The organism is Pseudomonas putida (genome assembly GCF_030159595.1).
Lineage (GTDB): Bacteria > Pseudomonadota > Gammaproteobacteria > Pseudomonadales > Pseudomonadaceae > Aquipseudomonas > Aquipseudomonas putida_AC.
Genome location: NZ_BSKJ01000002.1, coordinates 362,421 through 375,029, shown reverse-complemented (window position 1 = coordinate 375,029; position 12,609 = coordinate 362,421). Strand labels below are relative to the sequence as shown.

Below are 12,609 nucleotides of genomic sequence, written 5' to 3'. Positions count from 1 at the left end.
ACTTGGCGTCGATGAAGATCCTGTGGGAGCGGGCTTGCCCGCGAAAGGGCCGGTACTGCCAATAAATCAGTTACTGGACAAACGGTCGCCACGCGCAAAGCGCCAGGTCCGAATGATCTCCAATCGGTCAAACTCGGCCAAGTCCCCGGTAAACGGCGCAAACGGCGCCGCCAGCCTCACGATGCGTTGTGCCGCCTGGTCCAGCACCGGCTGTCCGGACGATTCCAGCACCAGCACCTCATACAACGAACCATCGCGGTTGATCGACACCATCATCCGCAAATTGCCGTAAATCTGTTGCCGACGTGCTTCGTCGGGGTAGTTCAGGTTGCCTACCCGCTCGACCTTCTTGCGCCATTCTTCCTTGTACCAGGCGCCCTTGTCGCGCATGGTCGAGGCGGCGTTCAGGCGGTGGATGCGCGGGCGCTTGGCGTACATCTGCTGTTCGTTGGACAGCTCTGCCTCCAGGCTGGCGATCTGGCTGGACAGCTGTGAGCTGTCGAAGTCTGGCGCTGGCGCGGCCGGCTTGGGCTGTGCCTTGCTTTCCTTGGGCTTGGGTTCGACTTTCTGCGGCTTGGGCGCAGTCGTCACTACCGCCGATTTCTGCGGGGTAGGGGGGGGGACCACCTCGGGCCTGGCGGCAGGCGGCGGGGTGATCTTGTTGATCTTGCTGTCCTGGAAGGGTGCCAGCTCGGTGGTGGTGGGCACCGCTTTCTTGTCCAGCGTGCCGCTGCCCTGCTGGTTTTCCTGAGCCTGGAAATCGGCCTTCTCGGGCGCTTTCTCGCTCTTGAAGGTGGCCAGGGTGATGTCCATGGTGTGGCGGATTTCGGCAGGTTTGACCACGCTGAAGCCGACGCCAAGAATCAGCGCCAGGTGCACCAGGGCAGCCAGGAACAGGGTAAAGCCAAGCCGGTCCACCGGGCGAACACGGGGAGGCAGCAGGTCGGCGGGGATGTCAGCGGGCAGCGTCATCAGGTATCCAGCAACCGCAGGGCGGGGCAGCAGCTCAGTCGAATAGGACCGGCATCATACCCCACTCTACGCGTTTGCTTCGCGTTGGCTGTCAGCGCGCCTTCAGCTTGCGATCAATGGCATCCATCAGCTTGCCACCGATATCGGTGTTGTAGGCGGCATCGATCTCGCGGATGCAGGTAGGGCTGGTGACGTTGATTTCGGTGAGGTAGTCGCCGATCACGTCCAGGCCCACGAACAGCAGGCCCTTTTCGCGCAGGGTCGGGCCAACCTGGGCGGCGATCCAGCGGTCGCGGTCGGTCAATGGGCGGGCCTCGCCACGGCCGCCGGCGGCAAGGTTGCCACGCGTTTCGCCGCTGGCCGGGATACGCGCCAGGCAGTAGTCCACCGGCTCGCCATCGATCATCAGGATGCGTTTGTCGCCGTCCTTGATCGCCGGCAGGTAAGCCTGGGCCATGATCTGCTGGGTGCCCAGTGCGGTCAGGGTTTCCAGGATCACCGACAGGTTGGGGTCGCCAGCCCGGTGACGGAAGATCGACGTACCGCCCATGCCGTCCAGCGGCTTGAGGATCACGTCGGCGTGCTTGGCCGCGAATTCGCGAATGATGTCTGGCCGACGGCTGACCAGGGTGGGCGTGGTGCACTGCGGGAACAACGTGGCGAACATCTTCTCGTTGCAGTCGCGCAGGCTCTGCGGGCGGTTGACCACCAGCACGCCGTCATTCTCGGCCTGCTCCAGCAAATAAGTGCTATAGACGAACTCCATGTCGAACGGTGGATCCTTGCGCATCAGGATCACGTCCAGTTCGGCCAGGGGACTGTCCTGTTCGTCGCCCAGCTCGAACCAGCGAGCCGGGTCGGCAAACACCTTCAGCGGGCGCATGCGGGCGCGGGCCTTGTTTTCGCCCTGGTACAGGTCTTGCTGTTCCATGTAGAACAGGCTCCAGCCGCGCGCCTGGGCGGCCAGCAGCATGGCCAGCGAGCTGTCCTTCTTGTAGGAGATGGACGCGATGGGGTCCATGACAATGCCGAGGCGAACGCTCATGGGTGGTTCCTCTTGGCGGCAGGTGGCCGCGATGGATCGAAAGAAAAGTGGCTCAGGGTGGCGCCGCGAACGCCGCCGGTCAAGGGGCGGCGCAGATGGAATGGCCACCCGGAGTGTGCTAAAAGTGCAGCTAATTTCCATTGGTAGGCGTCTATGGAACAACCCCTGAAGGTGATGGTGATCGACGACTCCCGCACGATCCGCCGCACCGCACAGATGTTGCTCGGTGAAGCGGGCTGCGAGGTGATCACCGCCAGCGATGGCTTCGATGCCCTGGCCAAGATCGTCGACCATCAGCCCAGCATCATCTTCGTCGATGTGCTGATGCCGCGCCTGGACGGTTACCAGACCTGCGCCGTGATCAAGCACAACAGTGCTTTCAAGGACACCCCGGTGATCCTGCTGTCGTCGCGCGACGGCCTGTTCGACAAGGCCCGCGGGCGGGTGGTCGGCTCTGATCAGTTCCTGACCAAGCCATTCAGCAAGGAAGAGCTGCTCGACGCGATCCGCGCCCATGTGCCCGGTTTTGCCGCAACCCAACAACCCGCACCCTGACCGCGCCCCGCCATGGCACGGTCTTACTTTCCTGATGGGGAAACAGCATGGCCCGAGTTCTGATTGTCGACGACTCGCCGACAGAGATGTACCGATTGACCGAATGGCTGGAAAAGCACGGCTACCAGGTGCTCAAGGCCAGCAACGGTGCCGACGGTGTGGCCCTGGCCCGGCAGGACAAGCCCGATGCGGTGCTGATGGACATCGTCATGCCCGGCATGAACGGCTTTCAGGCTACCCGCCAGCTCAGCAAGGACCCGGAAACCGCCGCCATCCCCGTGATCGTGGTCACCACCAAGGACCAGGAAACCGACCGCATCTGGGCCACGCGCCAGGGCGCCCGTGACTTCCTGACCAAACCGGTGGAAGAGGATGCACTGATCGCCAAGCTCAAAGAAGTGCTGGGGGCTTGACCACCCGCCCGCAGGGCGCGTCGCTGACCGCCTTCGAGTTGTTGCTGGATATCGACCGGCGCTGCCGCCTGCTGGTCGCTGACCAGCCCCCGCAGGACAACCGCCTGCAACAGTGGAGCGGTATCGGCTTTCGCATCGCCGGGCAGTGGTTCGTCGCGCCCATGGGCGAAGTGGCCGAAGTATTGCGCGAACCGCGCAGCAGCCGCGTCCCGGGTGTGCAACCGTGGGTGTGCGGGGTCGCCAACCTGCGTGGCCGGCTGTTGCCGGTGATGGACCTGAGCAGCTTCTTCGGCCTGGGTCACGTCGCCCCGGGCAAGCAACGGCGGGTGCTGGTGCTGGACCACGACGACCTGTTCGTCGGCTTGCTGGTGGACGAGGTACTTGGCCTGCAACACTTTGCCCTCGACAGCCTGCAGCTGTCGCCGCCGCAGCCATTGATCCGCGCCGCTGCACGCTTCGTGCAGGGGCACTTCCCGCGTGAACGCAACTGGGCAATCTTCAGCCCCTTCGCCCTGGCCCAGGCGCCGGGCTTTCTTGATGTGGCGTTATAGGACCTGCGAACGTGAACAAGCCTGCCGCCCCCGTCACAGCCACCACCGTGACCCCACGTACCCGCAGCATCGCGCAGATCACTGTGCTGTTCCTGATTCTGATCCTGTCGATCATCCTGCTGTTCGCCAATTTTGCCTACCTGAACACCCAGTCCAACTACGACAAGCAGTACATCGGCCATGCCGGCGAACTGCGCGTGCTCTCGCAACGCATTGCCAAGAACGCCACTGAAGCTGCCGCCGGCAAGGCCTTGGCTTTCAAGCTGCTGTCGGATGCACGCAACGATTTCGAGCGGCGCTGGGGCTACCTGCGCCAGGGTGACAAGGCCACCGGGTTGCCCGCTGCGCCGCCTACGGTGCGTGACGAGATGGAAGCGGTACGCCGCGACTGGGAAAACCTGCGCAAGAACACCGACACCATCCTGGCCAGCGAACAGACCGTGCTGTCGCTGCACCAGGTGGCGGCGACGTTGGCCGAGACCGTGCCACAGTTGCAGGTGGAATACGAAAAAGTGGTCGAGATCCTGCTGCAAAGTGGCGCCCCGGCCAACCAGGTGGCGGTAGCGCAGCGCCAACTGTTGCTGGCCGAGCGCATCCTCGGCTCGGTCAACACCGTGCTGGCCGGTGACGATACCGCAGCCCAGGCGGCTGATGCCTTTGGCCGCGATGCCGGGCGCTTTGGTCAGGTGCTGGAGGGCATGCTCAGTGGCAACTCGGCCATTCAGGTCACGCGCGTCGAGGATGCCGACGCCCGCGCGCGGCTTGCCGAAATTGCCGAACTGTTCCAGTTCGTTGCGGGTTCGGTTGATGAAATCCTCGAAACCTCGCCCGAACTGTTCCGGGTCCGCGAGGCTGCCGGCAACATCTTCAGCCTGTCGCAAACCCTGCTGGACGAGGCGTCGCACCTGGCCAACGGTTTCGAGAACCTGGCCGGCGGGCGTACCCTCGATACCGTTGGCGGCTATGCCCTGGGCCTGCTGGCACTCGCTTCGATCATCCTCATCGGCCTGGTCATGGTGCGTACCACCAACCGCCAGCTGCGTGAAACGGCGGAAAAGAACGAACGCAACCAGCAGGCGATCATGCGCCTGCTCGACGAAATCGAAGAGCTGGCCGATGGCGACCTGACCGTGACCGTCTCGGTGACCGAAGACTTCACTGGCGCCATTGCCGATTCGATCAATTATTCCGTAGACCAGCTGCGCGACCTTGTGGCCACCATCAACCACAGCGCCGTCCAGGTCGCCGCTGCCGTGCAGGACACGCAAAACACCGCGCGCCAGCTGGCCAAGGCCTCCGAGCACCAGGCCGCGCAGATCAGCGAGGCGTCGGAGGCGGTTGGCGATATGGTCGAGTCGATCGACCGGGTCTCGGCGCATGCCTACGAATCGGCCAAGGTGGCCGAGCGCTCGGTGGCCATCGCCAATAAGGGCAACGAGGTGGTGCACAACACCATCAATGGCATGGACAACATTCGCGAGCAGATCCAGGACACCGCCAAGCGGATCAAGCGCCTGGGTGAGTCTTCCCAGGAAATCGGCGACATCGTCAGCCTGATCGATGACATTGCGGACCAGACCAACATCCTTGCCCTCAACGCGGCGATCCAGGCCTCGCTGGCCGGTGAGGCCGGCCGTGGTTTTGCCGTGGTCGCCGACGAGGTGCAGCGCCTGGCCGAACGTTCGTCGTCGGCCACCCGGCAGATCGAGGCGCTGGTGCGTACCATCCAGGCCGACACCAACGAGGCGGTAATCTCCATGGAGCAGACCACCGCCGAAGTGGTGCGCGGCGCTCGCCTGGCCCAGGATGCCGGCGTGGCGCTGGCCGAGATCGAAGGGGTATCGCAGAACCTCGCCGATCTTATCCACAGTATCTCTGACGCTGCCCAGTTGCAGACCTCGTCGGCCGGGCAGATTTCCCACACCATGGCGGTGATCCAGCAGATTACCGCGCAAACCTCCGCCGGCTCAGGCGCCACCGCCGACAGCATCCGCCACCTGGCCCGCATGGCCAGCGAGATGCGCCGTTCGGTGTCCGGTTTCACCCTGCCGCCGCCTGCGCAAAGCCCAACTGATGCGCCGCGCTGAGGAGTACCCATGGCTTCTGCTGCTGTAAGCCCCGAGCGCCATGACACGGTGGCGCTGGCCTGGACCAAGGCGGCCATCCTCGATTGCCTGGGCCAGGCGCGCCAGGCGCTGGAGCGTTTTGCCGGCGAGCCGGGCGACCTCTCGATGCTGGCCTTCGTGGTCGACAACCTGCACCAGGTGCACGGTTGCCTGCGCATGCTCGAATTACGCGGGGCAACGCGCCTGGCCGAAGAGCTGGAACTGTTCGCCAAGGCCTTGGCCGACGGCCAGGTGAGCCCACGCGGTGATTGCCTGGGCGCATTGTTTCGTGGCCTGGAGCAATTGCCCTCGTACCTCGAACGCTTGCGCGGTGCCCGCCACGACCTGCCCTTGGTGATGCTGCCGCTGCTCAACCAACTGCGTGCCTGCCGAGGCATCGAGCCGCTGGCCCAGGCCAGCCTGATCAGCGGTGCTGCGCAGCGCTTTGCCGGTTCCGACGACCTGGCCAACCTCGACCTGTCGCTGGGCAACTGGCGCGAACAGTTGCAGGCCGGGCCGGGCCGCGATGCGCTGCGCTCGGTGGTGACCGCACTGTGCGACGACCTGATGCGCATCAAGGAACGCCTGGACCAGTTCGTGCGCAGCGACCGCCAACACAGCGAGCAGCTTGATGCCCTGCTGGCGCCGTTGCGCCATGTGGCCGACACCCTGGCCGTGCTGGGTTTCCAGCAACCGAGGCGGGTGATTATCGACCAGGTGCTGGCGTTGCAGGCCCTGGCTCAGGGCGAGCGCGTGGTGGACGACGCGGTACTGATGGATGTGGCGGGCGCCTTGCTGTATGTGGAGGCTTCTCTGAACGGCATGGTCGGCCCACTGGAAGAAAACGGGCAGGGCGGGCTGCCAGGCTCGGACCTGGCCGAGATACGCCAGCTGGTGCTGAACGAATCGCTGAACGTGTTGCAGCAGGCCAAGGACCTGATCGGCGACTACCTGGAGTCCGACTGGCCGCGCCAACGCCTGCAACCCTTGCCGGGGCTGTTGCAGCAGGTTCGCGGGGCATTGGCCATGTTGATGCTGCCTGCCGTGGCCGAGCTGTTTGCCGGCTGCGCCAACTATGTACTGCGCTGGTTGCAGCACCTGGACGTGGAGCCGCCTGCTGATGAGCTGGCCCACCTGGGGGAGGCCATGAGTGCTGCCGAATGCTACCTGCAATGGCGGGTGGCCGACCCACTGGCGGATGCCCAGCCGTTCATCGACATGGCCCGTGCAAGCCTGGCGGCGCTGGGCGTGTACTGTGCCCAGGCCGACACCCGTGCAGGACTGGACGGCAGTGACGATGGCATCGATGACGAGCTGCGCGAGGTGTTTCTCGATGAAGCCGGCGAGTTGCTGCCAGACATCGAGCGGCACTGGCTGCGCTGGCGTGCCGACAACCAGCAGCGCGCAGCACTGGGGGAGGTGCGCCGTGCGCTGCATACGCTCAAGGGCAGCGGCCGCATGGTGCACGCCGAGGCGGTGGCCGAACTGGCCTGGGGCGCCGAGCATCTGCTGAACCGGGTGCTGGAGGGCCGCAGCGTGCTGAGCCCGGAAGGCGTGGTGGCCCTGCAGCAGGTGTTTGTCCACCTGCCTGATTTGCTGGCTGACTTTGCTGCCGGCCAGTTGCCGCAACTGACCGAAATCGAACAGCTGGCCGGGCACCTGCATGCCTTGGCTGAAAACGATGCACCGGCAGCTACCGAGATTGATGGCCTTGATCCGCAGTTGCTGGATATCTTCCGCAGCGAGGCGCAGGGCCACTTGGCCAGCCTCGCTATTTTCCTGCAGGGCGCCGACGGCCACGACACGCCGGTCAGCGATGGCCTGCAGCGTGCGCTGCACACGCTCAAGGGCAGTGCCGCCATGGCCGGGGTGATGCCGGTCGCCGAGCTGGCCACCGCCTTCGACCGCCTGGCCCGTGAATACAAGGGCCACCAACTGCCTTTGCAAATGGCCGAGATCGAATGGCTGGAAGCCGCACGCTCGCTGTTCCATCTGGGCCTGGCACAACTCGACAGCACGCCGCTGGCCGCCATCCCCGGCGCTGGGGAACTGATCGAACAGGTTGGGCAGGCAGTGGACGCTCGCCTGGCCAGCTTGCATGACGACCCGCAGCATGTCCGGCGCGGCAAGCGCGACCCACAGTTGGTCGCCAGCTTCCTGGCCCAGGCCATGGACATCCTGCTTGATGCCGAGTCGTTGCTGTCGCGCTGGCAGCAACAGCCCGGCCAACGTGATGCACTGGATACCCTGCTCGACCAGTTGACTACCCTGGGCCACGCCGCGCACCTTGCCGACCTTTGGCAGATGGATGACGTGTGCGAGGCCCTGCTGGACCTGTATGGCGCCATTGAAGAGGGCAGCTTGCCTGCCAATGCACGCTTCTTCGCCCACGCGCGGCGCGCCCATGAAGCCCTGCTGGACATGCTCGATGAAGTGGCGGCTGGGCAGGACATCGCTCCACGGCCAGACACTGTCGACGGTCTGCGAAACCTGCTGGACCAGGCCTTGGCACCCGATGCCACCGGCCTGGTGGGTATCGACTCGGTCACACCATTGCACCCGGACATGGACCTGACGGATACCCTGGGGCTGTCGCATGGCCCTGTGCTGCCAGAAGGGGGCGAGCCGCAGCCTGAAGAGCCGGAAAGCCCTGGTGAAGAACTGCTGGAAGTGTTCCTGGAAGAAAGCTCGGACATCGTCGAAAGCGCCGCCGCAGCGCTGGCGCGCTGGCAGGCCGAGCCACGCAACAGCGTCGAGGTGGACAACCTGATGCGCGACCTGCACACCCTCAAGGGTGTGGCGCGCATGGTCGAAATTGCCCCGATCGGTGACTTGGCCCACGAACTGGAGTTTTTGTACGAACTGCTGGCTGCCGGCCGCTTGCCGCCGAGCGCGCCTTTGTTCGCGCTGTTGCAGAACTGCCACGACCGCCTGGCACACATGCTCGACGCGGTGCGCCTGGGGCAGCCGCTGCATGCTGCCACGGCACTGATCGACTACATCCGCAACTTCAGCAGCGCGGCCCTTACCGACAGTGCTGCCGGGCAGGGGCCGCTCGAAGCCGCTGCCAGCGAGGTACCGGCGGCAGCGCCAGAGCGGGCGCCAGGCGATATGGTCAAGGTCGATGCCGAGTTGCTCGACGACCTGGGCAACCTGGCGGGCGAGCACTCGATCATCCGGGGGCGCATCGAGCAGCAAGTCAACGATGCACAGTTCACCCTCAACGAGATGGAAACCACCCTTGAGCGCATGCGCGACCAGCTGCTGCGCCTGGACATCGAGACCCAAGGGCGAATCTCCAGCCGCCAGCAGTTCGAAGGCGATGCTTATGACGACTTCGACCCGCTGGAAATGGACCGCCATTCACAGCTGCAGCAGCTTTCGCGGGCCTTGTTCGAGTCTGCCTCGGACTTGCTCGACCTGAAGGAAACCCTGGCCCAGCGCGCCCAGGAAGCCTACAGCCTATTGCAGCAGCAGGCGCGGGTGAACAGCCAGCTGCAAGAGGGCCTGACCGCGACCTTGATGGTGCCGTTCGAACGCCTGGTGCCGCGCTTGCAGCGTGTGGTACGGCAAGTGGCCAGCGAACTGGGCAAGCAAGTGGAACTGGTGGTCGGCAACGCCGAAGGCGAACTGGACCGCAGCGTACTCGAACGCATGGTGGCGCCGCTGGAGCACATGTTGCGCAATGCCGTCGACCATGGTCTGGAAAGCCGCGAGGCGCGCTTGGCTGCGGGCAAGCCGGAGCAGGGCACCATCCACCTGAACTTGCTGCACGAAGGCGCCGATATCGTTATCGAGATGACCGACGATGGCGCTGGCGTTCCGCTTGAGGCGGTGCGGCGCAAGGCCATCAAGCGCGGCTTGCTGGACCCGCAGGCACACTTGAGTGATCACGAGATCCTGCAGTTCATTCTGCGCCCGGGCTTTTCCACCGCCGAGAAAATCACCCAGATTTCCGGGCGCGGCCTGGGCATGGACGTAGTGCACGAAGAGGTCAAGCAACTGGGGGGCTCGATGAGCATCGAGTCGGCCCAGGGCAAGGGTGCACGCTTTCTGATACGCCTGCCGTTCACCGTATCGATCAACCGTGCGCTGATGGTGCACCTGGGCGAAGAGCAGTACGCCATTCCGCTCAATACCATCGAGGGCATCGTCCGCGTGCCGCCGGCAGAGCTGGCGGCGTGTTATCAACTCGATACGCCACGCTATGTCTATGCTGGCCACGAATACGAACTGCGCTACCTGGGCGAGTTGCTGCAAGGCCTGCCACGCCCTGCACTGCTGGGGCAGAGCGTGCCGTTGCCGGTGCTGCTGGTGCATGCCAAGGAGCAATCGTTCGCCATTCAGGCCGACAGCCTGTCGCCCAGCCGCGAGATTGTGGTGAAGAGCCTAGGGCCGCAGTTTGCTGCGGTTGCAGGGCTGTCGGGGGCGACGCTGCTGGGCGATGGCCGGGTAGTGTTGATTCTCGACCTGCTTGGCCAACTGCGCGGCCAGCAGCGGCGCCTGGCCCGCTTGCCTGGTGGAGGCTCTCAGCGCCAGTTGCTCGGCCCGGCGCCGCGCCGCGCATTATTGGTGATGGTGGTGGACGATTCGGTGACTGTGCGCAAGGTCACCAGCCGCTTGCTGGAGCGCCATGGCATGAGCGTGCTGACGGCCAAGGATGGGGTCGATGCCATGGCCTTGCTGGAAGAACACCGCCCCGACGTACTGTTGCTGGATATCGAAATGCCACGCATGGACGGTTTCGAGGTGGCCACACGCATTCGCCGTGACGAACGGCTCAAAGACCTGCCGATCATCATGATCACTTCGCGTACCGGGCAGAAGCATCGCGACCGTGCCATGGCCATCGGCGTCAACGAATACCTGGGCAAGCCGTATCAGGAGTCGCTGCTGTTGCAGAGTATCGCCCACTGGAGCCAGCCCCATGCTTGAACTGATCGCCGGACAGCGCAGCAGCCTGACCGGGCTGTTGCTGCCCTTGGGTGACCGCACCCTGGTGTTGCCGAACGTGGCGGTAGCCGAGCTGAGCGGCCAGCGTAATCTGGTGTGCCAGCGCGGTGAGCCGGCCTGGCATTTGGGCTGGATCGACTGGCGCCAGCAAAGCCTGCCGCTGATCGGGTTCGAGGCAGCGTGTGGCGGCGAGACGCCGTGCGGCGAGCGGGCGCGGGTTGTCGTGCTCAACGCCTTGGGCGATACCGGCCTGCGTTATTTGGCGGTGTTGCTGCAGGACATACCGCGCTCTTGCAAGCTCGACAGCCAGCTGAATTATGTGGATGTGGCGCTGGGGCGCCTGGAACTGGCGGCGGTGCAGGTGGGCGAGCAGGTGGCGAGGGTGCCGGACCTGGCCGGGCTGGAAAGGCTGGTGCGTGACGCGCAACTGCAACCTGAGCTTGGGTAGGATGATGCCTGTGCGGGCCTCTTCGCGGGCAAGCCCGCTCCCACAGGTGCACCACTGACCTTGAGCGTGTGCATTACCTGTGGGAGCGGGCTTGCCCGCGAAAGGGCCATCAGCATCACAGCAGGAACCCAGCCCACCTCAGGAGGTCTGTGTTTGCATGTATTACGGTGAACGCTTCAACGCCTGGACCCACCTGGTCGGCGCTGTCCTGGCCTGTATCGGTGCCATCTGGCTGATCGTGGTCGCAGGCCTGCAGGGTGATCCCTGGAAGATCGTCAGTTTCTCTATCTACGGCAGTACCCTGCTGTTGCTCTACAGCATCTCGACCCTCTACCACAGCACCCGCGGGCGGGCGAAGGTGATCATGCGCAAGCTCGATCACCTGTCGATCTACCTGCTGATTGCCGGCAGCTACACACCATTCTGCCTGGTCAGCCTGCGCGGTCCCTGGGGCTGGAGCCTGTTCGGTGTGGTCTGGGGGCTGGCGGTGATCGGCATGCTGCAAGAGATCAAGCCGCGCTCAGAAGCGCGGATTGTGTCGATCATCATCTATGCCGTGATGGGCTGGATCGTGCTGGTGGCGGTCAAGCCGCTGGTGCAGTCACTCGGTAGCGCCGGCTTTGCCTGGCTGGCGGCTGGCGGCGTGTTCTACACCGTGGGCATCATCTTCTTCGCCCTCGACAGCCGATTGCGCCACGCGCACGGCATCTGGCACCTGTTCGTGATTGCCGGCAGCCTGCTGCACTTCGTGGCGGTCTCGTTTTATGTGCGCTAGTTATAAGTCGCCCCACAGTTGCTGTGCTACCGACAGCGCCACCACTGGCGCGGTTTCGGTGCGCAGCACGCGTGGACCGAGGCGGGCGGCGTGGAAGCCAGACGCGTTGGCCTGCTCGACTTCGGCTTCGCTCAGGCCGCCTTCCGGGCCAATCAGAAATGCCAGGGTCGCGGGTTTGTCGTGGCTGGTGAGCGGCTCGGCCACCGGGTGCAGCACCAGTTTCAGGTCAGCCTTGGTGCTACCCAGCCATTCGGCCAAGGTCACGGGTGGGTGGATGACCGGCAAGGTAGAGCGGCCGCATTGCTCGCAGGCGCTGATCGCCACCTGGCGCCAGTGGGCCAGGCGCTTGTCGGCGCGTTCGTCTTTCAGGCGTACTTCGCAGCGTTCGCTGACGATCGGGGTGATTTCATTGGCGCCAAGCTCGGTGGCTTTCTGGATCGCCCAGTCCATGCGCTCGCCCCGGGACAGGCCCTGGCCGAGGTGCACATGCAGTGGCGAGTCGGCCTGGCCGGGCAGGGCCCGGTCGAGGCTGACGCGGACGGTTTTCTTGCCCACTTCAAGCAACTGGCCGAGGTATTCCTGGCCGCTGCCGTCGAACAGCTGTACGGCGTCGCCGGGGGCCATGCGCAGTACGCGGCCGATGTAGTGTGCCTGGGCCTCGGGCAAGTCGTGCTCGCCAAGGCTCAGGGGGGCGTCGATGAAGAAGCGGGACAGTCTCATGGTTCAGCTCGGACGAAAAGGGATCATGTGACCCTGTGGGAGCGGGTAAACCCGCTTCCACAGGGTTCGGCG

The 12,609-nt window shown here is 64.7% G+C and carries 10 protein-coding genes; 7 read left to right on the top strand and 3 right to left on the bottom strand.

The window, feature by feature from the left end; all coding sequences use genetic code 11:
• Positions 1–66 precede the first annotated feature (66 nt).
• Together QQL85_RS06015 and gshB are read right to left on the bottom strand one after the other, a co-directional pair.
• Positions 67–972, bottom strand: coding sequence for an energy transducer TonB (locus tag QQL85_RS06015; protein WP_284353194.1), 906 nt, complete (start codon positions 970–972; stop codon positions 67–69).
• A 91-nt stretch (positions 973–1,063) separates the two neighbouring features.
• A complete protein-coding gene (gshB, locus tag QQL85_RS06010) occupies positions 1,064–2,017 on the bottom strand; it encodes a glutathione synthase (protein WP_284353195.1) in 954 nt (317 codons plus the stop codon).
• Between the two features lie 153 nt (positions 2,018–2,170).
• Between gshB and QQL85_RS06005 the strand changes: the two genes are divergently transcribed.
• The 7 genes from QQL85_RS06005 to trhA all read left to right on the top strand — a co-directional run bounded on the left by QQL85_RS06005 (position 2,171) and on the right by trhA (position 11,817).
• Positions 2,171–2,572: a response regulator gene (locus QQL85_RS06005; protein ID WP_284353196.1), complete on the top strand. Its 402-nt coding sequence runs from the start codon at positions 2,171–2,173 to the stop codon at positions 2,570–2,572.
• A 47-nt stretch (positions 2,573–2,619) separates the two neighbouring features.
• Positions 2,620–2,985, top strand: coding sequence for a twitching motility response regulator PilH (pilH, locus tag QQL85_RS06000; protein WP_016712413.1), 366 nt, complete (start codon positions 2,620–2,622; stop codon positions 2,983–2,985).
• Positions 2,982–3,536, top strand: a complete 555-nt coding sequence (locus QQL85_RS05995) for a chemotaxis protein CheW (RefSeq protein WP_284353197.1) — start codon at positions 2,982–2,984, stop codon at positions 3,534–3,536. The genes pilH and QQL85_RS05995 overlap by 4 nt, the downstream gene beginning before the upstream one ends.
• A 47-nt stretch (positions 3,537–3,583) precedes the next feature.
• Positions 3,584–5,623 carry a methyl-accepting chemotaxis protein gene (locus QQL85_RS05990; RefSeq protein ID WP_284353463.1) on the top strand — a complete coding sequence of 680 codons (2,040 nt, stop codon included), beginning with the start codon at positions 3,584–3,586 and terminating at the stop codon, positions 5,621–5,623.
• A 9-nt stretch (positions 5,624–5,632) separates the two neighbouring features.
• A complete protein-coding gene (locus QQL85_RS05985) occupies positions 5,633–10,576 on the top strand; it encodes a hybrid sensor histidine kinase/response regulator (RefSeq protein ID WP_284353198.1) in 4,944 nt (1,647 codons plus the stop codon).
• Positions 10,569–11,042 (top strand): chemotaxis protein CheW, encoded by a 474-nt coding sequence (locus tag QQL85_RS05980; protein ID WP_284353199.1) that lies wholly within the window; start codon positions 10,569–10,571, stop codon positions 11,040–11,042. The genes QQL85_RS05985 and QQL85_RS05980 overlap by 8 nt, the downstream gene beginning before the upstream one ends.
• A gap of 157 nt (positions 11,043–11,199) precedes the next feature.
• Positions 11,200–11,817 (top strand): PAQR family membrane homeostasis protein TrhA, encoded by a 618-nt coding sequence (gene trhA, locus QQL85_RS05975; protein WP_284353200.1) that lies wholly within the window; start codon positions 11,200–11,202, stop codon positions 11,815–11,817.
• On the opposite strand, the gene QQL85_RS05970 is transcribed toward trhA, so the two are convergent.
• Entirely contained in the window at positions 11,818–12,537 is a 720-nt protein-coding gene (locus QQL85_RS05970) for a 16S rRNA (uracil(1498)-N(3))-methyltransferase (RefSeq protein WP_284353201.1), read from the bottom strand.
• Between the last annotated feature and the right edge of the window lie 72 nt (positions 12,538–12,609).

Coding starts and splice junctions, on each gene's coding strand:
- QQL85_RS06015 (WP_284353194.1), bottom strand. CDS start 972: ATGACGCTGCCCGCTGACATCCCCGCCGACCTGCTGCCTCCCCGTGTT.
- gshB (WP_284353195.1), bottom strand. CDS start 2,017: ATGAGCGTTCGCCTCGGCATTGTCATGGACCCCATCGCGTCCATCTCC.
- QQL85_RS06005 (WP_284353196.1), top strand. CDS start 2,171: ATGGAACAACCCCTGAAGGTGATGGTGATCGACGACTCCCGCACGATC.
- pilH (WP_016712413.1), top strand. CDS start 2,620: ATGGCCCGAGTTCTGATTGTCGACGACTCGCCGACAGAGATGTACCGA.
- QQL85_RS05985 (WP_284353198.1), top strand. CDS start 5,633: ATGGCTTCTGCTGCTGTAAGCCCCGAGCGCCATGACACGGTGGCGCTG.
- QQL85_RS05980 (WP_284353199.1), top strand. CDS start 10,569: ATGCTTGAACTGATCGCCGGACAGCGCAGCAGCCTGACCGGGCTGTTG.
- trhA (WP_284353200.1), top strand. CDS start 11,200: ATGTATTACGGTGAACGCTTCAACGCCTGGACCCACCTGGTCGGCGCT.
- QQL85_RS05970 (WP_284353201.1), bottom strand. CDS start 12,537: ATGAGACTGTCCCGCTTCTTCATCGACGCCCCCCTGAGCCTTGGCGAG.